The organism is Corallococcus exiguus (assembly GCF_009909105.1).
GTDB lineage: Bacteria > Myxococcota > Myxococcia > Myxococcales > Myxococcaceae > Corallococcus > Corallococcus exiguus.
Window position 1 is genome coordinate 759,215 of the sequence record NZ_JAAAPK010000004.1, and the last position, 20,372, is coordinate 779,586.

Annotated in this window: 13 protein-coding genes; 10 read left to right on the top strand and 3 right to left on the bottom strand. The window is 65.4% G+C overall.

The genetic code is table 11. The annotated features are described in order from the left end of the window. Position 1: 1 nt before the first annotated feature. Positions 2–988 carry a sensor histidine kinase gene (locus tag GTZ93_RS19140; protein WP_139919697.1) on the bottom strand — a complete coding sequence of 329 codons (987 nt, stop codon included), beginning with the start codon at positions 986–988 and terminating at the stop codon, positions 2–4. A gap of 76 nt (positions 989–1,064) precedes the next feature. Here GTZ93_RS19140 and GTZ93_RS19145 point away from each other — a divergent pair, with 76 nt between their 5' ends. From GTZ93_RS19145 to GTZ93_RS19155, 3 genes are all read left to right on the top strand, one after another. Beyond that, positions 1,065–3,935, top strand: coding sequence for a fused MFS/spermidine synthase (locus GTZ93_RS19145; RefSeq protein ID WP_276528803.1), 2,871 nt, complete (start codon positions 1,065–1,067; stop codon positions 3,933–3,935). Between the two features lie 153 nt (positions 3,936–4,088). After that, the gene (locus GTZ93_RS19150; protein ID WP_139919699.1) at positions 4,089–4,352 is read left to right on the top strand and encodes a hypothetical protein; all 264 of its coding nucleotides are present in this window, start codon (positions 4,089–4,091) and stop codon (positions 4,350–4,352) included. Between the two features lie 64 nt (positions 4,353–4,416). Beyond that, positions 4,417–5,370, top strand: coding sequence for a cupin domain-containing protein (locus GTZ93_RS19155; RefSeq protein ID WP_257979291.1), 954 nt, complete (start codon positions 4,417–4,419; stop codon positions 5,368–5,370). Here the strand turns inward: GTZ93_RS19155 and GTZ93_RS19160 are convergent. Further along, positions 5,337–6,845 (bottom strand): hypothetical protein, encoded by a 1,509-nt coding sequence (locus tag GTZ93_RS19160; protein ID WP_139919700.1) that lies wholly within the window; start codon positions 6,843–6,845, stop codon positions 5,337–5,339. The genes GTZ93_RS19155 and GTZ93_RS19160 overlap by 34 nt on opposite strands. A 16-nt stretch (positions 6,846–6,861) precedes the next feature. Beyond that, positions 6,862–8,067 (bottom strand): hypothetical protein, encoded by a 1,206-nt coding sequence (locus GTZ93_RS19165; protein WP_161662917.1) that lies wholly within the window; start codon positions 8,065–8,067, stop codon positions 6,862–6,864. Between the two features lie 799 nt (positions 8,068–8,866). Here GTZ93_RS19165 and GTZ93_RS19170 point away from each other — a divergent pair. The 7 genes from GTZ93_RS19170 (at position 8,867) to GTZ93_RS19200 (ending at position 19,884) form a co-directional block, all read left to right on the top strand. After that, on the top strand, positions 8,867–9,622 hold the full coding sequence (locus GTZ93_RS19170) for a TolB family protein (RefSeq protein WP_161662918.1): 756 nt from the start codon (positions 8,867–8,869) through the stop codon (positions 9,620–9,622). Continuing rightward, complete coding sequence (locus tag GTZ93_RS19175) at positions 9,619–15,312, top strand: RHS repeat-associated core domain-containing protein (RefSeq protein WP_139916275.1); 5,694 nt, start codon at positions 9,619–9,621, stop codon at positions 15,310–15,312. Before GTZ93_RS19170 ends, GTZ93_RS19175 begins: the two co-directional genes overlap by 4 nt. A gap of 295 nt (positions 15,313–15,607) precedes the next feature. After that, positions 15,608–15,826, top strand: coding sequence for a hypothetical protein (locus tag GTZ93_RS42460; protein WP_139916276.1), 219 nt, complete (start codon positions 15,608–15,610; stop codon positions 15,824–15,826). A 39-nt stretch (positions 15,827–15,865) separates the two neighbouring features. Continuing rightward, positions 15,866–16,282, top strand: a complete 417-nt coding sequence (locus tag GTZ93_RS43430) for an Imm70 family immunity protein (RefSeq protein WP_139916277.1) — start codon at positions 15,866–15,868, stop codon at positions 16,280–16,282. A gap of 970 nt (positions 16,283–17,252) precedes the next feature. Continuing rightward, positions 17,253–17,585 (top strand): hypothetical protein, encoded by a 333-nt coding sequence (locus tag GTZ93_RS19190; RefSeq protein WP_139916278.1) that lies wholly within the window; start codon positions 17,253–17,255, stop codon positions 17,583–17,585. Positions 17,586–17,643: 58 nt separating this feature from the next. Next, positions 17,644–18,156, top strand: a complete 513-nt coding sequence (locus tag GTZ93_RS19195; RefSeq protein ID WP_139916279.1) for an outer membrane protein assembly factor BamE — start codon at positions 17,644–17,646, stop codon at positions 18,154–18,156. 1,341 nt (positions 18,157–19,497) lie between these two features. Beyond that, positions 19,498–19,884 carry a hypothetical protein gene (locus GTZ93_RS19200; protein WP_139916280.1) on the top strand — a complete coding sequence of 129 codons (387 nt, stop codon included), beginning with the start codon at positions 19,498–19,500 and terminating at the stop codon, positions 19,882–19,884. Positions 19,885–20,372 lie beyond the last annotated feature (488 nt).

Below are 20,372 nucleotides of genomic sequence, written 5' to 3' on the forward strand. Positions count from 1 at the left end.
CTCAGGCGGCGAACGTCAGCGTGAACACCATCCCCGGTTCCGCGCTCCCCTGGGCCGCCACGTCGCCCCCCACACCCGTCATCACCCGCCGCAGGGCGGCCAGGGACAGCCCCGCGCCCCGCGCCAACCGCGAGCCGAAGGGGTCGAACAGCGTGCCCCTGTCCTCCGGAGGCAGGGCCGCGGCCGGATCATCCAGGATGAGGCTGACGTGGCCCGGGTCGTCCTTGCGCAGCGTCACCTGGACGCGGCCCTCTTCTGGCAGGCCCATGGCCACGTTGAGCAGGACTTGAGCGAGCACGGGCCTCAACCGGTTGGGATCCACCCTCACGCGGGGCAGGTCCGCCTCTTCCTTCACATCCACCTCGATGCGGCGCTCAGCCAGTTCCGGGGCCACCATGGCGGTCGCCTCCTGGACGACCGAGCGCAGGGCGTGGGCGTCCAGGTTCGCGACGCTCTCGCGGCCGTACTCGGAGAGCAGCCAGAGCATGCGCTCCATGGTGCGGATTTCGCGGTTGGCGATGGTGAGCCGCCGCTTGTCCCGGTCCGACAGGCCGGTGTTCCGGGCCAGCGTCTGCACCGCCATCTTCACGGAGGAGAGCGGGTTGCGGATCTCATGGCTGAGCGACGAGGACAGCTTGGAGATCTGCACCGGCGGGGCGCCCTCCAGCACGGTGCCCAGGTCGAGCACGCCCGCGGCGGCCTCCTCGCCGTCCATGCCCAGCACGAGCCGCAGGTGGTTGGCGGGCGGGTTGCCGGTGGGGCCTCCCGCGGAGAGGGTGACGAACTCGACCGCGCGGCGGTCCTCGCGCGCTCGCGCATCCAGTTCGCGGGCGCGCTCCTGGGGAACCCCGAGCGCGGTGTGCAGGGACATGCCCACGAGCGCCTTGGCGTCGCGGCGCAGCACCTGGGCGCAGTCACCTTCGGCGCGTGTCACCCGGAGGTTGGGAGACCAGGCGAGCTGCGCGGCTTGCAGGAGATGGGCGTTCATTGGTGGACCTGAAACATACCGGGTAACGTCGAGCGCTGTCCTTATGACCAGCACCGCACGTCCTCCGAAGAACCTTGTGGCGGCCCTTCTGTTCCTGTCGGGGGCCACGGCGCTCGTCTACGAGCTGGTCTGGTCCAAATACCTGGGGAACGTGCTGGGCAACAGCGGCCAGGCGCACGCCGTCGTGCTGGCCACGTTCATGGGGGGCCTGGCGCTGGGGGCGTTTGTCTTCGGGCGGACAGCGGACCGGGTGAAGAACCCCCTGGCGCTCTACGGCGTGCTGGAACTGGGCGTGGGCCTGTACGCGCTGGCGTTCCCGTACGTCCTGGGGGCGCTGGAGCACCTGTGGCTGTCCCTGGCGCCCCATGTGCCGGAAGGCCTGCGGGTGGCACCGCGCCTGCTCGTGTCCTCGCTGTCCCTGGTGGTGCCCACGCTGCTCATGGGCGGCACGCTGCCGGCATTGGTGCGCCACTTCGCGGCGAGCCTCGCCGGGGTGCGCAAGGAGCTGGCGCGGCTGTATGCCATCAACAGCCTGGGCGCGGCGGTGGGCGTCTACGTGGCGGGCACGCGGCTGGTGCCGCTGGTGGGCCTGTCCGCGTCCGCGAAGCTGGCCGCGGGCATCAACGTGCTGCTCGCACTGGCGGCGCTGGCGCTGGCCCGTCAACACCCACCGGCGGTGACAGTGGGCGCGGCGGCGGGCGCGGAGGACGTGGCCTATCCCCGGCGGGCGGTGCGGGCCGCGCTCGTGGGCGTGATGCTGTCGGGCTTCACGTCCATGCTGTACCAGGTGACGTGGATCCGCCTGCTGTCCATCGTGCTGGGGGCGTCCACGTATGCCTTCACGCTCATCCTGACGGCGTTCATCCTGGGCATCGGCCTGGGCAGCTTCTGGCTGATGACGCGCAAGGAGGGCGGGGACTCGCTGAAGCTGTATGGCTGGACGCAGGTGGGGCTGGTGTTGAGCCTCTGCGTGGCGTTGCCGCTGTACGTGCGGCTGCCGCACCTGTTCCGCTGGTCGGAGTGGATGCTCACGCGCGCGGTGGAGACGTGGCCTGTCTTCCAGGGCATCACCTTCGCGTTCTGCTGCCTGGTGCTGCTGGTGCCCACGTTCATCATGGGCATCGCGTTCCCGGCGGCGGCCCGCGTGGCCACGGCGAAGGTGTCCGAGGTGGGGCGCCAGCTGGGCGGCGTGTACCTGTGGAACACGGCGGGCACGCTCTCCGGCTCCGTGCTGGGCGGGCTGGTGCTGATGCCTTTCTGGGGCATGCAGGGCAACTTCATCGCGGGAGCGGTGGCGAACCTCCTCTCCGCGGCGCTGGCGTTCCGAGCGCTGTCCGCGCCGAAGGAAGGGGAGGGCGCAAGCGTGGTGCCCGCGTGGCGGACGCTGGCGCCGGTGGGCGTGACGGCGGTGCTGGCGGCGGTGGTGCTGGGCAGCATGCACGGCTGGCCGCAGCGGCTGGCGAACATCGCGGCCATCCGTGCGCACCAGAAGCCGCCGGACAGCTACGCGAAGCTGTTGGAGAGCACGGAGAAGAACATCGTCCCGCGCTTCTACGCGGACGACACCTTCGCCTCGGTGATGGTGGGGGACCTGCCGAGCGAAAACCTGCGCTTCATGAAGATCAACGGGAAGACGGACGCGTCGAACGGGAGCGACATCGAGACGCAGGTGGTGGCGGGCCACCTGGGCGCGCTGCTCCACCCACGCGACCCGAAGAACGTGCTCGTCATCGGCTCGGGCGCGGCCATCACCACGGGCAGCGTGCTGGCGCACCCGGTGGAGCGCCTGGACATGGTGGAAATCTCCCCGGCGGTCATCGATGCGGCGCGCCTGTTCAAGGAGGACAACCGCAACGCGGTGGATGATCCGCGCACGCACGTGCACATCGACGACGCGAAGACGTTCATGGCGCTGGCGCCCATCCGGTACGACCTCATCATCAGCGTGCCGTCCAACCCCTGGGTGTCGGGCGTGTCCGGCCTCTTCACGCGCGACTTCTTCCAACTGGTGGACAAGCACCTGACGGACGACGGCGTGATGGTGCAGTGGATCCACACCTACGAGAGCAACCGCGAACTGGTGCGGCTGGTGATCCGCACGCTGCAGGACACCTTCCCGCACGCCACGACGTGGCTGGGCCCGGAGGACCTGGTGATGGTGGCCAGCCGCAAGCCGCTGTCGTTCAACGCGGCGGAGGTGGCCGCGCGCATGGCCCGGCCGGACGTGAAGGCGGACCTGGCGCGGGTGGAGATCAACGACCTGTTCGGCCTGCTGTCCAAGCAGGTGCACACCGAGGCCGGACAGAAGGCCTTCGCGGGTGAGGGCCCCATCAACACGGACGACCAGAACCTTTTGGAGTACGCGTCGCCGGTGGCGTTCTTCCTGGCGAACCTGGACGTGCGCGTGAATGACGAGCGCCGGTCGCCGGAGACAGGGCCCGGGCTGCTCCTGCACCAGTACCTGCGCGACTACCCACCCACCGCCGAGCAGGCCGCGGGGCTGTACCGCAACGTGCAGCGCTACCACGCGGACAAGGATCCAACGGTCCGGGGCGTGGCGGCGCTGTGGCGTTCACTGGCGCCGGAGGATCCCGCGGCGGCGCTCGCGCTGGGCAGGGCGGTGCTGGCGCAGGGGGATCTGACCCTCGCGGCGTCCCTGCTGGAGCCGGAGGTGGCGCGGGGCGGCCGTTCCCCGGAGCTGGTGACGGAGTACCTGAAGCTGGTGACGGCCCGGGCCTGGGCCGCGCGCACGGTGTGGACGCCGATGAACGCGGACGGGGCGCTGGCGGTGGGCCGCGAGGTGGCGGCGCTCCACCCCCAGGATGCGAAGCTGCAGAAGGCGTTCAAGGCCTACTGCGAGGCCCTTCCTCCGGACCCTGCGGGAGGACCGCCCGTATGCCCACGGCGGCGCCTGGCGAGCCCTGAAACAGGGGGGATGAAACCTTGAGAGGTTCCAGACCCGCGATATTCCTTGATCCGGCCCCCCCCATCCTCCCGTTGACGGATGGAGGTGCTTGCCCGCCCGTTGTACTGTCCGTATCGACCCTGACTTCCCGCAGGGTGTGTCTTTCCACCGCTGCAACGACCCCCGGAGTTTCCCATGAACGCGATCGCGAAGGCCCCGAAGAAGCAGTTCCGCAAGAACCGTGGTCAGGGCATGACCGAGTACATCATCATCGTTGCCCTGATCGCGATCGCCGCCATCGGCGTGATCACGCTGTTCGGTGACAACATCCGCAAGCTGTTCGGCGCCTCCGCGGCGGCCCTGGCCGGTAACGACAACGTGGCCAACGACGGCCAGACGTCCAACGACCAGCTGAACAAGAAGACCATGAAGTCCTTCGGTCAGAACAACACCTACTGAGCCGCTTCCGGGCTTCGTCCGGGAGGAGCTGGCGCTCGCGAGGGTGTCGGTGGCGTCCCGGTGAATGGCAGGTCCCTCCATCTGGAAGGGCCTGCCATTCGTGTTTCAAGGGGCTGAACCTGTCATCGTGCGGGCCATGACCGTGTCGTCACCAGAGGTTGTCGCCGGGCTGCGCCGTCGGCTCTGGGTCTACCGGATGCTGGTGATGGGGCTGTGTGTCGCGTTGCTGGGGCTCCTGTTGGGGCTCCGGCGCGCGCTGACCCCTCTGCCGCCGCCTGATGTGGAGGTGGTGGACGTTCGCGAGCGGATGGCGGCCCTGGAGAAGGCGCGGCCGGGCGCTTCGGATATCTCGGAGACGTACTTCGCGTCCGACACCGCCAGCGTGCACCAGCACGTGATGGGGCGGGGCCAGACGTGCCCCCTGCACATCCACCGTGCGCCCTACGAGGCCACCATCATCGTCGCGGGCGAGGCGCACGTGTGGCAGGTCTGGGGCGAGGAGGGGCGGCGGATGGAGCGGCGCGGGGTGCACGGGCCGGGTTGGCTCGTGGCCTCGCCACCCTTCACGGGGCACGAGTGGCGCAACCCCGATGAGGACCGGGCGCTGGGCAACCTGGTGTTCACCGTGCCGGGCTTCGACGGGAACCTCTACGTCCCGGCGGAGGACGCGCGGCTGTTGCGCGGCACGGCGCCCTTCGCCCAGGAGCCTCGCGAGGCCCTCGCCGGGCTGCGGAAGCGGGGCGTGACGCTGGAGGAGACGCCGCTGCCGGTGCTCCAGGGGCGCATGTCGCGTGTTCTGCTGGAGGGTGGGGAGTGGGCGGTGAAGGCGACGCCCGACGCGCCGGTGGTGGCTTATGTGGCGGCGGGACGGGGCATCGCGGAGGTGGCGGAGGCCCGGCCGCTGCTTGAGGGCCAACTCTGGGTGCTGCGCCGGGATGCCCGGGTGCGCTCGGAGGAGGGCTCACCCGTGGCGCTGTATGTGTTTCACCCGCCGCCGGAAGCGGTCGCGGGGCGCTGAGGCGTTCCGGGGACCGTGGGCGTGCGCTCCCGGGCCCAGAGGACCCATCCGTTCGCCTTCGCCAGCTCGCGCCAGCCGCCCCGCGCCCGGAGGTGATCCAGCAGGAGGTTGCCCGGGTTCTCCGTGTCCCAGACGACGTAGTCCGGATCATAGGCCTCCAGTGCCTGCTCCCATCCGGGCTCGGACCACACGAGCCGCGCATAGGCCTGGTGGATGGCGGCGGGGAACGGATCATTCCGGCTGTCGATGTAGACCTTGTACGGGGCACCCGCGAAGTAGGAGATGGGGCCGCCCATGATGAAGCGGTTGAGCACGCGGCCCGGAGGCTGTTGGCTCAGCGTCTGGAGCACGGGCAGGGGGATGATGGGGTGCGTGCCCTTCTCCACGGGACGAGGCGCGCCAGCGTTCAGCGCGAACAGACCGGCCATCAGGATGGTGGGCCACAGCGCCAGGGACGTTCCGGTGCTCCAGGTGGCGATGGGGCGCTCCAGCCACGACAAGAAGCGGGGGAGGGCGGGCGCGTCGCTCGTGCGCGCGTGCTCCACGAGCGTGAGGGCGAGGAGCACGGAGGCGAAAGGCGCATGGCGCTGGACCTTCAGCGCGGCGATGCCCAGCACGAGCGTGGGCAGGAGGGCAGCGGCGCGCCGCACTCGGGCCCGGCCGATGACGAAGAGGCACGCGCCGAGGAGGAGGAGGTAGACCCAGCTCCAGCCTGCATCCAGGTCCAGCGGGCGCCACTCGTTGATGTTCTGGGTGGATGAGAGCAGCGAGTGTTCGAGCGGATACAGGTAGATGCGGGGGCCGTCCGGCGACAGGCCCGCGACGAGGAACATCGCGAGCGCCGCCGCGAGCGCCGCCCCGCAGCGCCGGAGCGACGCGGGCGTGCGGTCATCCAGGGCCGTGCCCATCGCGGTGGACGCGAGCAGCGCCGGGCCCAGAAGCCAGCTGCCGTGCAGGTTGGCCCAGGCGAGTCCCAGGAGCGGAAAGGCCCAGAGCACCCGCGTATTGCCCTGGCGCCAGACCTGGACGCCCAGGGCGGCGAAGACGAAGAGCAGGTGTCCCAGATGGAAGGGACGCTCCTGGATCCAGGTGGAGGCCTGGACGCCCGACACCAATCCCAGACAGGCGAGGATGAGGAGGTGGGAGGGTTGGGCGTCCGCGCGCCGCAGGGCGACCCAGAGAAGGAGCACGTTGGCCGCGACAAGTGAGGCGACGAGGAGCGCGGGACCGGCGGCGCCCAGGGCCTTGATGAGCAGGACGCAGATCACGCCGAAGCCCCACTCGTGGGGGACCCAGCCCGCGGTGCCCGTCACGCTGAACGGGTCCACGGGGTTGAAGCCGTGCTCCAGCACGTAGCGGCCCCCCGCCAGGTGGAAGAACAGGTCGTAGTTACGAAGGGGAAGGAACCCCAGCCAGAGGATGAGCCCCAGCGTGAACAGGGCCACCGGGGCGGGCAGGAGGGCGCGGAGCCGCATGGTGTTCGGGTGGGGACTACTGAGCGCCGGGAGTGGGCAGGGGCGGCCTCGGGGCGGCGGAGAAGCCCAGGCGGCGCAGCATGACCTGCCGGATGGAGGGGATGCGGAAGCGGAAGATGAAGGCGTCCGCGAAGTAGTGCGCGAGCACGCACGCGAAGCCCAGTGAGGTCAGCGCGCGCAGCAGGGGATGCACCTGCGCGCCGCCGCCGATGCCCAGCGAGCCGCGCATGGGGCCATCCAGCAGGAAGCCATGCACCACGCCCAGCGCGAACAGCGGGAGCATGGAGACGACCATGGCGGGCCAGATGAGCTTCTGGCTCAAGCGGGGCGCGTCGCCCTCGCGAGGCTCCAGCATGCGGGCGCTGAGGAGGTAGTACTCCAGGCCGTGCATGCCCGGGAGCATCACGTAACCCCAGGACGGCGCCACGAGCGCCAGCCCGGTCGCGGTGGCCATGCCCAGGAGGTAGAGCACCTTGGGGCCGCTGGCGGTGCCGGAGCGGAGCACGGCGCGGAAGAGCAGGAGGAAGTAGCCCAGCCAGACAGCGATGAGCACGGGCAGCGCCTGCCACGGAAGGACGACGCCCTGGCCCACATCGAGGTAGGCGGGGGCGTTCGGGGCGGCGGACTCGGCGACGAAGAAGATGCGGACGAGGAGGACGGAGAGGAGCAGCGGAACGTAGAGCTGCTGGAGCTTGCGCTCGAGCGGGGACGGCGCGGGGAGGCCCGCCTGTCCGCCGCGCAGGCCATGCAGGGACCACAGGCCCCGGTGCTGGGACAGGGTGTGGTGCATGCCGAAGACGTTGAAGATGACGGCCACGGCGAAGGTGTGGAGGGAGCGGTCGGCGTAGAAGGTGAAGAACAGCGCCGCGCCCACGGCGAGCATGGCCAGCGCGCCGGCGAGGATGGTGCGCGGCTGCTTGGGCGCGGCGGTGAGCACGTCGCGGTGCACGCCGAAGAGCAGGAACGTGAGGATGACGTGCGTGGCGTTGCCCAGGAGGTTCTGGGCGGTCCAGCTCAGCATCCGGTGGGCGTTGTCCGCGGCGGCGGGCGCGAGGAACGCGCTGGCGACAGCGGCCACCAGGGTCAGGGCCAGGGGGACGCCCAGGATGGCGAGGTCGGCCCGGGGCGAGAACAGCCACAGGCGGCGAAAGCGCAGGGAGCCGGGCGCGGCCGGCGTGTCCTGCTCCGTGGCGGTGGCGACTCCGGGGCTCAGCGGTGTCATGGGACCGGGAGTATACCGGGTCTCCTGGACCCCAAGAACCCGAGCCACCCTGCCTGCCAGGCGGGAGAACGACACGAGCCTGTGACGCTGCCTCCATGAAATGCGGAACAGGGAGGCGGTCTCGGGAAACCCAGGGCGGAAAATACACACGCTATCGATTGGATTTGCAGCGGCGTAAGTGTTTATTTTCGCGGCCACTGAAATGTAAGGCCATGTCTTGTGGTGGGTTCTCGACAAAAGATAGGGTATGGATATTCCCGGGCATCGCTGACCGGGAGGGGACTCTTCCAAGAGTGAGGGGCGATTGTCTTTCCGGTCATGGGTGTGGGGGGCGCTGGCAGGAGGGGTCCTGCTGGTGGCGTGTAATGAGTCGCGATCGCCCGTCGCCGATGCGGAGGTCGCGGCTCCTCCTGGGAAAGTCTTTGGTGAGCACCAGCAAACCCAGGCGGCCATGGCCACCAAGGAGCTGGGCGAGGACTGTGCCGCGCAAGGCGCGTCCGCCTGTCGCTCCAATCTCTGCCTTCATACCCAGCCCGCCCCAGGCCTGGGGTTGATCTGCTCCAAGCAGTGTCGGGCGGAGGCGGAATGCCCTGTTGATTGGCAATGCGTTTCGGTTCATCCGAACGCAGGTGCCTCCTTCTGCGTGCCCCCGAAGGGGTGGTCCGCGCGTCCCGCTCAAGCGCGATAGGCCCGTTCAATGCTTGCCCATCTCTTGATGCTCCTTCTGGTGGCGGCGCCTCCGGGCGCTCCCGGTGTGTCCTCTCCCTGTTACCTGGTCTTTGGTTGGAACGGTGACTGGGTGGCCTTGGACGTCGCGACGAAGAAGCCCGAGCGCATCCGGCTGCCGCCGCCGTATTGGGCCACGACGCTGGCCATCTCGCCAGACGGCCAGCACGTCGTCTTCACGATGTATGAGGAAGGCGCGTTCAATGATTTGCTGTACCGGTGGGACTGGAGAACGAAGTCCGCCCCAGTTCGCATCGGAAATAGCCGGGGCTTCCATGCGGATCCCGTGGTCAGTCCAGATGGACAGTGGGTCTATTTCGCCCATCACCCACGAAAAGGCGGCCCTCCGGGACAGCATGATGAGAGCGCGAATGCTCAGTTGTACCGTGTGAAGATGGACGGAACCGGTCTTGCGGCGCTCACGGATGAGCCTGGATGTCATCTGCGCCCGGCCTTCCGCCCCGATGGAGAGCTTGTCTATGTCCACACGCTGTGCAGTGTGACCACGAAAACCCTGCACCTGATGCGCGAGGGACAACCTGCCTCCGGGGCACTCGCGTCTGGCAATTTGAACGAACCCTCTTTCGCTCCTGACGGGCGGCGTCTGGTCTATGTGGAGCGCGAGGCGTCAGACGCGATCTTGAAGGAATGGACCTCCGCGAAGCGTCCACCCAAAGCGCTGCACAAGTTCCGCCTCTCAGAGGATGCGAACGCGCGAGTGCAATACGGCGCGACGGGCCGTGAAATCTATTTCCAGGACGACGACTCCGTCCTCCAACTTGCCGGTCTGAAAGTCACCCGGCTCTTTTCCATTGGGAGCGTCCCATGAGAACGCTGATTCGACTCACGCTGATCCTGTCGGTCGTGGGGGCGACTTCGGCCCGTGCCCAGTTTTGCCCTGCCAACATCATTCCCAGGTGTGACGGCAACCAGGGCGATCCCAGCGAGTCAGGGCCCACAGCTCCCAAGGCGCCCGGAGGCGCGGGCTTCTACGGAGATCCGGTCAGCGTCGCGGATGGTTATAACTATCTCCGTGTGACGGATTTCGAGTTGCCTTTGAGTCAAGGAAGTCTGCCGTTCATTCGAATGTATGTAACCAAGGCGCCATCCTATAACTATGGAGGAGTGAGCGGTTCAGGCATCACGGGCTTCCTTCCGGAAAAGGTTGGCAACCCCAAGAATTATATGGCGCGGCCTTTTGGAGCACATCGCTCCGCCGTCTCCAGTCTTAATTGGTGGCACAATTTCTACAGTTCAATCTTGATGCCGTCTCCGGCCTCCACGGAGGTTGCGATTCGAGATGTGGACGGGCACCTGAACTCGATGATCCGGAGCACGAAACCTGCTCCGTCTGGTGCTTGGTATGTCAATAAGAACAACGAAGGCAACCGGGATCAGTTGTGGCAGGATACTTCTGATGGAGGCTGGCCGGATCGCTTCGTCTTTTATCGGGAGGGAAGCGGGCGCTATGTTTATGACTCTGTCTGGGTTCATAACATCGAGGCACAGTCGAGGCACTACTTCCTGAGCCGCATCGAAGACGCGGAGTATGCGCCGGGTGGAACACCTGAAGTGCCGCGCGCTATGTTGGAATATGCTCTCCCCTCCACAGATGGCGGAACGCTAGCGGATCCGGATTGCTACACGGGCGCCACGGGGACAGATCCAGGTGTGCCCTATCTCAGCACCGTCACCACTCGTGATGGAGCAAAGCTTCATTTCTACTACCGGGCCGTCATTGCGTCTTCTTCGGGAAAGACCGAGTGCGTCCTGGACCATGTCTCCCTGGAGGATAGCGCTGACGGCGGTGTTTCAGAGAAGACACTGGTCGAATACACCTACGCCAGCGGGGGCAATGAGCTCTCGGAGGTAAATTACCCTCAACGCGGGACGAACCGGAAATACGTCTATACCTACGGTTCCCCCAACTCGACCTACTCCGTCTACGAAAATGGAGTCCTCGACGCGAAGCATTCCTGGGATAGCAATCAGAATGCAACCCGTGATGAGGCAGATGGTCATGACTACACCATCGCGAGCGTGGCGAGCGCGGGGGCTTTCGATGCTTGCACCCTGTCGCGGGGCGGGAGTGCCCCCAGCAGGGACTTCGCTGATACCATCGCCGGTCTTGGGACTGGCGCGACGGGCCAGACGACCTTTACCTCCCGGTTCAAGTCGGGCCCCGCCTACGATTCGTCCCAGACGTGGCGGCTCTACAGCCGTGAGGAGCGGTGTGATGGCCCCTCGTGTCCGGGAGTCGTTCCTGGCACGGAACTCTGGGAGTATGAGTGCCCGCCCGCCAACAGCCAGCTGAAGCCTGCGATGCCCAAGGGGCACAAGGATCTGCGAGACACGTGGACACTCTACAACCATGAGAGACCTGACGCGGGCGCGGGCGTCCCGGAAGGGCAGGGGGTGCCACTGAGCCACGTCAAGGCGCTGACGCAAATCACAGAAGGCGCGTCGTCGCTGAGTGGAACGGGCAGCATGGCGACACTCAAATATGGGTATACGTATGGTGGGGCAGGGCGCACGCTGCGGGCCTTCGAGCAGTTGCTCGAGCGTAAGGAGACCGCGAGCGTTCTGGCTCCGACGGGCGAGACGGACCCCAATGCACGGACGCAGTACGTCTACGACTCCGTAACGAACCGGTTGAACGCGACGTTCCGCACGGGATGGACGCAGGTGCGGGACAGCTCGGGCAACTGGCAGGTGCAGAAGCGCCGCGTGGCGGTCTTCAACTTCCGGGCGACCCAGTGCGGCGGCGTGGGGCCCGAGGATGCCGAGGGCCGCGTGTTGGAGGTGCACGGTCCCTGCCTGGTCGACGCGAGCGTCGCGGACGTCTCCACCCTTACGGACTGCCCGTCCACGACGCCGTTCCCGGTGATGAAGTACGAGTACTGGCCGCGGACCGACATAGAGAACCGTCGGAACAAGCTCAAGAAGGAGTCGGTGTTCCCGGGTGGATGTGGAGGGAGCACGTCGCTGGATACGCAATACCTGGAGTACGACGTCTTCGGAAATGCCACGCGCATCCAGGACTCCAACGGTGTGATTGTCACGCGGGAGTTCAACCAGGACCTGCTCGCGAAGCAGAGCGTGGTGGATGGCGCGACAACCACCACGACGGAGTTGATCTACGACCAGGGGCGGCTCAAGGCCATCAAGCATCCCCAAGGCAACCACGACGTCTTCTGTTACCGAAGCGGGACGACGTCGGGCTGCTCGGGCGGGACACTCACGAAGCTGCTGCAGTGGAAGGCGACGGCCGCGGATGCCTCGGGTTCATCCTGGGCTGAGCGGGTGGACTACACCTATTGGCCGGACGAGACGCTCAAGTCCGAAACTTTCCAGACGTGGACGGGAAGCACCGCGCAGACGCGCCGGGTGAAGACCTACGCGGCGGACGCCCGGAAGCACCCGACCTACGAGGGCATGGGTACCTCTCCGTCGCCCGTCCAGACTGCACGGGTGTTTGACGGCAATGGCAACCTGACGGGTCTGGGCTTCCCCTCCAATGCGCCGCCTGCGGTCTGCGGCGGCGTGAACCCGGATGGCTCGCCGGTTTCGACCCTGTGCACCGCGATGGGCTACGACCGGCTGGACCGGCTCACCAAGGTGGATGAGTTCCCCACGTCCGGCAGCAACCAGCGCACATGCTTCACGCACGACGTTCAGAACAACGTCACCTCCGTGCGTGCGGGTTGCGCGGTGGCGTCAGGGTCGAATGACTGCTCGACGTGCAGTGCGTCGGTGCCAGCGTCCACCTACGGCTACGACGACTTCGGCAACCTTGTGACGGTGTCCCTGCCACATACGAGCGACGGCGCTGGGGGCGCGGGAGTCACCCGCTATGCCTATGACGCCCGGAGCCAGGTGACGGCGAAGGAGACGCCGGAGATGCGGGCGTCGTGGGAGTGGCTCTCCTATGATTACGATCAGATAGGCCGACTGCTGCGCTCCGTGCGGCACTACAACACGCCCGCCACAGGAGCGGAGAACCTCTTCGCCCTGTCGTATGACGTGAATGACTCTGGCGACGCAACCAGCGTGCCTCCCTCAAGTTGTCCGCAGCCTACTAAGACGGCCGGGCGACTGCGCTACCGCCACGACTCCTTCGGACGCACATGGTACCAGTACGATGCCTTCGGGCGCGTGGCGGGGGAGATCCGGCTGCGCGAGGGCGAGACGAGCTGCTCGTCGGGCACGGTGAACGCCCATCCGCACACGTTCTATACCTACACGGCGAATGGCAATATTGAGACGGTGACGTACCCGCATGGGCGCGTGGTCACGTACGTCTATGGGACGGGAGCGAAGCTGGACCGAACCCAAGCCATCGACGTCCGGCTCTTCGGGACGACGGGCTACACGGACACTCGAATCATCGAGGGCATCGCCTGGGAGCCGTACGGCGGCCTTCGTGGCTACCAGATGAACCACTCGGCGACTTCAAACAACAGCGCCATGGAGTTCATGCTCGGGGACAACGCGTCGGTGGCGCCCTCCGCGTGCCCGACGGCCGTGCCAAATCTCTCCTCGGGAGACATGACGGGCCGTCTGCGCTCCTTGCGGGTGTCGTCCGGTTCGTTCTCGCCGGGCTCGGGAAGTGGCGACATCTATCAGCGTGGGTATACGTGGAACGGAGACCAGGTGGCCCGGCTGGACACGTGCCTCCTGGGCGCGACGACGCCTCGGACGGAGACGTACGCTTATGATCGCACGCTGCGTTTGGTGGGAGCGGGACGGCCGACGGGCAACTTCGCGGCGACAGGTGGCTCGTTCGAATCGCGGACGTATCAATACGATGGTCGCGGCAACCGGACCCAGTTGGAGGAGGACGGATTCATCTACGACCTGACCGCTGGGACAGCCCCAGCGGTGGACCAGCTGACGGGGTGGGGTTCATCGGCCAGTGGCAGCTTGCTGAAATACACCCTGTCGCATGACGAAGACGGCCGAGTGACGCAGAAGCGGTGGGCGGCGACCATGTCAGGTGGACCTGTCTACACTCTGGGGTTCGAGTATGGACAGACAGTAGGCGTGGCCACGGAGACCGTGTTCCGTGCCGTCAATGTCAACGGCGCGTACTACAACTACTTCTACGATGCGCTGGGCCGTCGACGGCTGAAGTCGAACCCCTACGGGACGGCGGACGAGTACTTCCACTCACTGGCGAACCGCTTGCTGACGGACCGGGGTAACAATGGTCTGAGCACGCCGATTGGCCACTTCACCCTGGACGACTATGTATGGTTGGAGGGACGTCCAGTGGCACTGGTGCGCGGGAAGTTCAGCGCGGCCTGGGCGCGTCAGCCCGACGGCACGGGAGATTGCTCCCGTGACGGGGAGTCGGTGGCGTGCGGCGTGTACTTCCCGGTGACGGACCACATCGGCAAGCCGGTGGTGATGCTGGACGCGTCGAGGCGGGTGACAGGGGCCGCGGACACGGACCCCTTCGGGCACGTCAACCGGGTGAGCTACCACGCGGAGACGGCCCACCCGTACGCGCACAACACATCCACGACGTTGGCGTCCTTCTTCCAGCCGAAGGAGACGACGTCCGTCCAAGTGCGGATGCGCGCGCGCTACCACGTGGTGGACACGGAGCCGGGAGTGGGCTTCGTACGGCTGGTGGACCCGGACACGAGTAGCGTCCTCGACAGTCAGTCGGGGGAGCGCCGGGGACGCGTCACCACGGTCTGGGTGACTCCGTCCAACGGCAACCTGTCGGTGAGCTTCGCTTCGAACGCCAGTGGTCTGACGAGCTACCAGGGCGTCGCGGTCGAGGGGTACGAGTACCAGCGGTATCAGGCGGGAGCCCAGGCCTTCTGGATTCCGCTTGGCTTCCCCGGTCAGTACCACGACGCGGAGACAGATCTGTTCGAGAACTGGAATCGGTATCTCGAGGCAGGACTGGGTCAGTATTTCCAACCTGAACCCCTGACGGGATTGGCCGCTTCAACTCGAGCACCCTATGGCTATGGGTTCGGGAATCCCATGTTCTGGGTCGACTCTTCCGGCTTGGCCCCCGGGCAGTTTGTTTATGACTCCCCCGAAGCTGCCGCCATGGCTGGTTTTGCATTTGTCAGTGCAAATATCGATTTCTTGAGTCCTTCGGCTGGATGGGGAAATTTCGAGTACGCGTTTGCGGTTTATCGGCACCCGTCAATGAAGAAATGGCGGTACACTATTCCCGAACTTACGCCCGGACAGTATGGCGGTTCGATCAGTGTCGGTGCGAAGGCCGATGCTGTTTGTCATACGCATACTTTCAAAAGCCCCAAAGAGTTCTCCGACGGCGACCAAGCCAATATGTCTATGCCGATTAGATGGGAGGATGCCAAGGGCTCGGGAGAGAACTATGTCAATCCTGATCGCGTCTACTATGTGATGAATCCACAGTTGGAGGTCTATGCGAGCAAGGGGAGTGAAATTATTCCCATTGTCGATAAATCATGGCAGGTCAAGGTTGATATTGGCGCCCTGGAGCCTGCGGAAAAGATTAATAAACCCTAGCAGGGGGAAGTCCTTCTGAGGTGTCGACTCCACTCGATGCCGCCAGGGAATGCTCGCTCCTGGGTGGACCACTGTTTTGGGTTCTCTGAGCCGTGTGGTTGGTCTGTATGGTATTTCAGTTAGGAATGCCGTACAGGCTGGCTCGAGTCTCACGGGCTTTGACTTGCGACGACATCGACCTGGAGTTACGGAGACCTGTCTTTCGACGTTGAGCTCGTGGAAGGCAGCCGGGTCGAAATGGGAACAGGTGAGTTCGTGAACCCGCTGATTGGATTTCGAGGGTGAGTCACCGTGAATGCGGACGGTGGAGGCAGCCTGCGGACAGAATGAGGAGTCCGCGCGGGCGAAAGCATGGTGGCAGGAACAGCCCTCCTCCTTCCGCTTCGAGACAGAGCCTGCGCCCGTCAAGATTCACTTGCGGCAAACCGCCCCTCCGTACCTGGTGGTCGATTTCGGATGCGGGCAGAACGCGGCCTTCGATCCGGTGACGATGTATTGCAGCTACTCGGATTGAGGGTAGAAGCATGCGGCGTATCAGTTCAGAGGAGGCGTCGTGGGTCTTTGTCTTGTTGTCTACGAAGGTGGTGAGGATTTGGAGGAGGTCGCAGTTGGAGGTTATTCGGACTTCGGCGCGTTGCGTGACTATGTCACTCGCGAGCTGGAGCCGGCTGGAAGGGCGGGCTCTCGGTTTCCTATGTTCATCCTGCACTCGGATTGTGATGGCGAGTGGTCCGTCGCGGACTGCGAGCGGTTGCGCGAGGAACTGGCGGTCATCGCAAGGGAGATGCAGGCGCGCCCACCAGTCGCTTTTGCGTCGGAGTGGCAACGCAGTGAGGCGAGTTCCATGGGCCTCGTGCCTCGAAACGCGTTCGAGTCGTTCCTCGCTCTGAGTGGTGGGTTCTTGGTGGAGGCTCTACAGGACCTGGTTGAATTCGCGCTCAAGCGCCGGGCTCCCATCTCGTTTCAGTGAGTTACCGGGACGGCGCCCTGCATGGATCCGCCCCTCGGGGGCCATCCATGAATGACGGGGTTCATCCTCCACCGACCCCAGCTAGAATGGGAAGGTCCATGGAAGGCCGACTGCTTCTAACGAACTGCGCCGTGTTCCGGGCAGGCGGTTGCGTCCGCCACGGCATGGCCGTCGCGGTCGAGGAGGGCATCATCCGCCGCGTAGACCCTGGGCTCGTGGACTGTCACTGGCACATGGTCAACGGGCAGTTGTTGCCTCCAATGGTGACTTTCTCCTGTGCCAGCCCCACTCGCGCCTGGAGCGCATGCGCTCGGTGGCCAACCTCCTCACCGCCGAGGACGTCGAGTTCCTCACCCGCTGGCCCCCGCCCGCGCGCTGGTCGATGGCGCCCCCCTCGTAGTTGTCCACCTGTGGTGTATGCCGGAGACGTTGAAGATGACTCTTTCGGCAAAGGTGTGGATAGAGCGGTCGGCGTAGAAGGTGAAGAACAGCGCCGCGCCTACGGCGACCATGGCCACCTCGTGGGCGAAGATGGTGCGCGGCTGGTTGGGCGCGGTGGCGAGCACGTCGCGGTGCACGCCAAGAGCAGGAACGTGAGGATGACGTGCGTGGCGTTGCCCAGGAGGTTCTGGGCGGTCCAGCCCAGGAGCCGGTGGGTATTGTCCCCGGCGGCAGGGGCGAGAAACGCGCTGGCGCCCGCAGCCACCGCAGTCAGGGCCAGGGGGGATGCCTAGGATGGCGAGGTCAGCCCGGGGCGAGAACAGCTACAGGCGGCGAAAGCGCAGGAAGCCGAGCGCGGCCGGCGTGTCCTGCTTCGTGGCGGTGGCAACTCTGGGGCTCAGCGGTGTCATGGGACTGGGAGTATACCGGTCTCCAGGGGGCTAGAACCCACGCCGTCCTGCCTGCCAGGCGGGAGACGGAGTAGGGGTGGGGCGCCCGGGGATGGTTCACACCGCCGGAGGTGGGAAGGATGCTCGGAGGACGGGGAAGACAGTTCGCGACGCTGACTCCTGGTTCATTCAAGGCGTGGCTGAGCCTGACGGCGTTCTGCTGCGCGATGGTCGCCACCAACGCCGTATTGGCCTGGGGACGATTGCTCATCGGGGGACCTGTGTTCTGGATTCTCTGGGCCGTGTGGCTGGCCGGCACGGTGTTCTATCTGGGACGGCGTTTCTGGCTGATTCGTGTCTCACGCGCTTCGACCTTGGACGACATCGACTTGCGGTTGTGGGAATGCTTCCAGGTGCTGGGCCTGGTCACCTTCGCGGTGAGTTGGGGCAGCGGCTTCACCTACCACCGTTGATGGAGGCTCACTGCGCGGTCATGACCTCGGTGTGGACCCCAGCGGAGGGTCCCGATTCATGGCCGTGTCGTCTGTTAGGGACGGGCAAACGCGGATGGGGATCTTTCCGTTGACCTTGAGTTCACCAGAGTCACCTGTGCTGCTTCGCGCTTCGCTGGGGAGACCCCAGGCCTGGTGGGACCGGCTCTTCCTGGGCCTGGTGTCGACGGGCGCCGTGGCTTTCTACGTCGGCTTCGGAGTCCCCTGGTCTGGAAGCCATCTGGCACCAGGACTCAGCGCGGCGAAGCTCCGCTCCGTGTCCCCGGGCATGTCTGAAGATGAGGTGATTCAACGCCTGGGCATGCCCCTGGCGAGAGAGGTGACGCCATCAGGGAGGCTCCATTGGGACTACGCGAAGCCGGTTGCGAAGGTCCGGCAATATCCGAAGGTCTACGTCTCATTCGCGGCGGGATGTGTCTCTGTGGTCGAGGTTGAACTCAAGACCTCTTGGGGTGTCGATGAGGAGGTCCTCTATCTGCGCACCCCTGAGCGCGTCATTGAAAGGCCTGAGCTCGATGACGTCCTCCCTTGAGCCGAACTGTGGGCGTGGACAGGGGCGAAAGCCCCTTGGATGATGGAACATGGGAGAGGACTTTCGCTGGGCCCTGGACGGTGGATGCGCTGGGTTCACATTTTCCTGTAGACAAGGTCTGGTCTGCATGTTGACTCAGTCAGGGTCAGATCATTCGTCTTGCCAGAAAGAGTGGAGGTGAGCCATCAATAGGAACTGGGTGTGGACCCTGGCGGCAGGCTTGCTGCTCTTCGTGTTGATTCCCGCGGTTGCCATCTATGTTTCGGGAAGAACGCGAATCGTCCTCGTGAATGAGACCGGGAGCGAGTTGCGTGTCTTGACTGCTCGGATTCCTGGCGAGGAATGCGCTTTTGAGAAGGTCCCTGTTCATGGCCGTGTCGTCTGTCAGGGACGCGCGAACGCGGATGGGGACCTGTCCGTTGACCTTGAGTTCACGGATGGCGGCAGGGTCCAATTGGAAACCGGTGCGTTCGTGAATCCGTGGCTCGGATTGCGAGGAGTCGCAACCGTGAACGCGGACGGTGGAGTCAGCCTGGAGTGGGACTGATTGCCGCCACGGAGCTTCCTGAAAATTGTTCCCGCGCGGTGGAAACCCGAGACGCATGAACTGATAGGTGAGACCATGAAACCCCAATGGCCTTTGCTGGCGCTTCTGATTCTCCTTTCTTCCTGTGCTGTCAGCCGCGATTCCAAGGTGGCCTCAGTTCATGTTCAAGAGGGCGGGCACTGCAAGCGTAGCGCCGACTGCGAAGAGGATCTGGATTGCATGATCTGGCCGCTGACGCCAGGTTCGGGTACCTGTCAGCGAGCGTGCGAAGAGACTTCGGACTGCCCGAGCGGAGAGGTGTGCGGCGGGGCAGCGTTTAACGATTCGGCGGGATCTTTTTGCACCCCTCCCGGCGTCTCCTGATGGAGATGCGTTCAGACATGCCCCACTGGCACAACCTCCACGGAGGGCATCATTGAGAGGCCCGACCACGATGACTGCCTTCCGTCGGACTGAGGCGGGGAGGGACCATGAGGTTTGTTACATCGACGCTGCTGTTCGTCCTGCTCGGCGTGCACATGGGCTGCAAGCGAGGTGCGGACCCCAGAGAAGTCCCTGCGGCCGTGCTTGAGCGGATTGGAACGGAGTGTCTCCCAGCGGGAGTCTGCGGGACTGGCCTGGTGTGTGCCGGCCGCACGAATTTCGCTCACGTTGACGCGGGGTCTACCTGTGAGCTTGTTTGTGACCCGTGGAACGACTCGGTATGTCCCGAGAAGTGGCTCTGCGTGAAGACCTCCGATGGCCGAGCCGCAGGGCTTCTCGGACATTGTATCCGTGCCTCGGAGATGTGACGGATGACTGCGACCTCCCAGGAAATGAAAGTGGCGTCGCCCCCGCTGGTGCTCCGGGCTGCCATGGTCGTGTCCGCTCTGGTCTGGGTCTACCACATCCTCATCCTGCCGCCGTTTCCACTCGTCTCGTACCTCTCAAGCCTCCTGCGAGGCCTGCTCCATGGCTTTTCACTGGTCGTCTTGGCGTTGGGCGGGGTGTCGCTCGCCTTGCACCGAGGGCCTCTGCCGCGCTGGCGTTGGACGTGGGTGGCGTGGCTCGTCGTGGCTGTCGGGTGGTTCCCATTGACGACGCTGGCTGCGATTTTGGGGTTCGGTCCGGTCTTCATGGTTCTGGTTGTCGTATGGTTCCCGCTGCTTGTGTTCGCGGAGCGGCGTGCTCTCGCGCGGTGAGGACGACGGTCATGGCTTCCGTGAGAAGAGAAGCCCTGAACGAGAGCCTCTGGAAGGGAGTCGACGGCTGGGACGATCTCCAGTGGTACGAGGGCCCCCCGGCTGAAGCTGTTCGTCTGCAGCCATGAGGGGTTTGGCACCGTCTGGGGAAACGAGCGATTCTTCCGGGACCTGAGGATGGCTCCCTCGCGGTGGAAGCCCGAGACGCATGAACTGGTAGGTGAGCCCATGGCACCTGCTGCCTGGTCACTGCTCATGCAGGGAACGCCCATTCCGTAGGACGGTCATGCGATTCGTTCAGATTGTCTGGATCTTCGTTGGGGCGTACCTCGGGCCGGTGGTCGTGTTGTCGCTCCTGAGCCTCTTGCCGAAAGGGTGGTTGGGTTGGCTGGACGTGCTGGACATTCCATTGGGGCAGGGGGCGACCCTGCCCGCAATCGCGGTGCTGTGGTTGCTGTCCCTGGTATTGGGCGCCGTCGCCGCGCTTT

Bases quoted from the DNA above. Each gene is read 5' to 3' on its own strand.
- GTZ93_RS19175 (WP_139916275.1), top strand. From the start codon at position 9,619: ATGAGAACGCTGATTCGACTCACGCTGATCCTGTCGGTCGTGGGGGCG.
- GTZ93_RS19140 (WP_139919697.1), bottom strand. From the start codon at position 988: ATGAACGCCCATCTCCTGCAAGCCGCGCAGCTCGCCTGGTCTCCCAAC.
- GTZ93_RS42460 (WP_139916276.1), top strand. From the start codon at position 15,608: ATGCGGACGGTGGAGGCAGCCTGCGGACAGAATGAGGAGTCCGCGCGG.
- GTZ93_RS19195 (WP_139916279.1), top strand. From the start codon at position 17,644: ATGGCCGTGTCGTCTGTTAGGGACGGGCAAACGCGGATGGGGATCTTT.
- GTZ93_RS19200 (WP_139916280.1), top strand. From the start codon at position 19,498: ATGACTGCGACCTCCCAGGAAATGAAAGTGGCGTCGCCCCCGCTGGTG.
- GTZ93_RS19165 (WP_161662917.1), bottom strand. From the start codon at position 8,067: ATGACACCGCTGAGCCCCGGAGTCGCCACCGCCACGGAGCAGGACACG.
- GTZ93_RS19160 (WP_139919700.1), bottom strand. From the start codon at position 6,845: ATGCGGCTCCGCGCCCTCCTGCCCGCCCCGGTGGCCCTGTTCACGCTG.
- GTZ93_RS19150 (WP_139919699.1), top strand. From the start codon at position 4,089: ATGAACGCGATCGCGAAGGCCCCGAAGAAGCAGTTCCGCAAGAACCGT.
- GTZ93_RS19155 (WP_257979291.1), top strand. From the start codon at position 4,417: ATGGCAGGTCCCTCCATCTGGAAGGGCCTGCCATTCGTGTTTCAAGGG.
- GTZ93_RS19190 (WP_139916278.1), top strand. From the start codon at position 17,253: ATGCTCGGAGGACGGGGAAGACAGTTCGCGACGCTGACTCCTGGTTCA.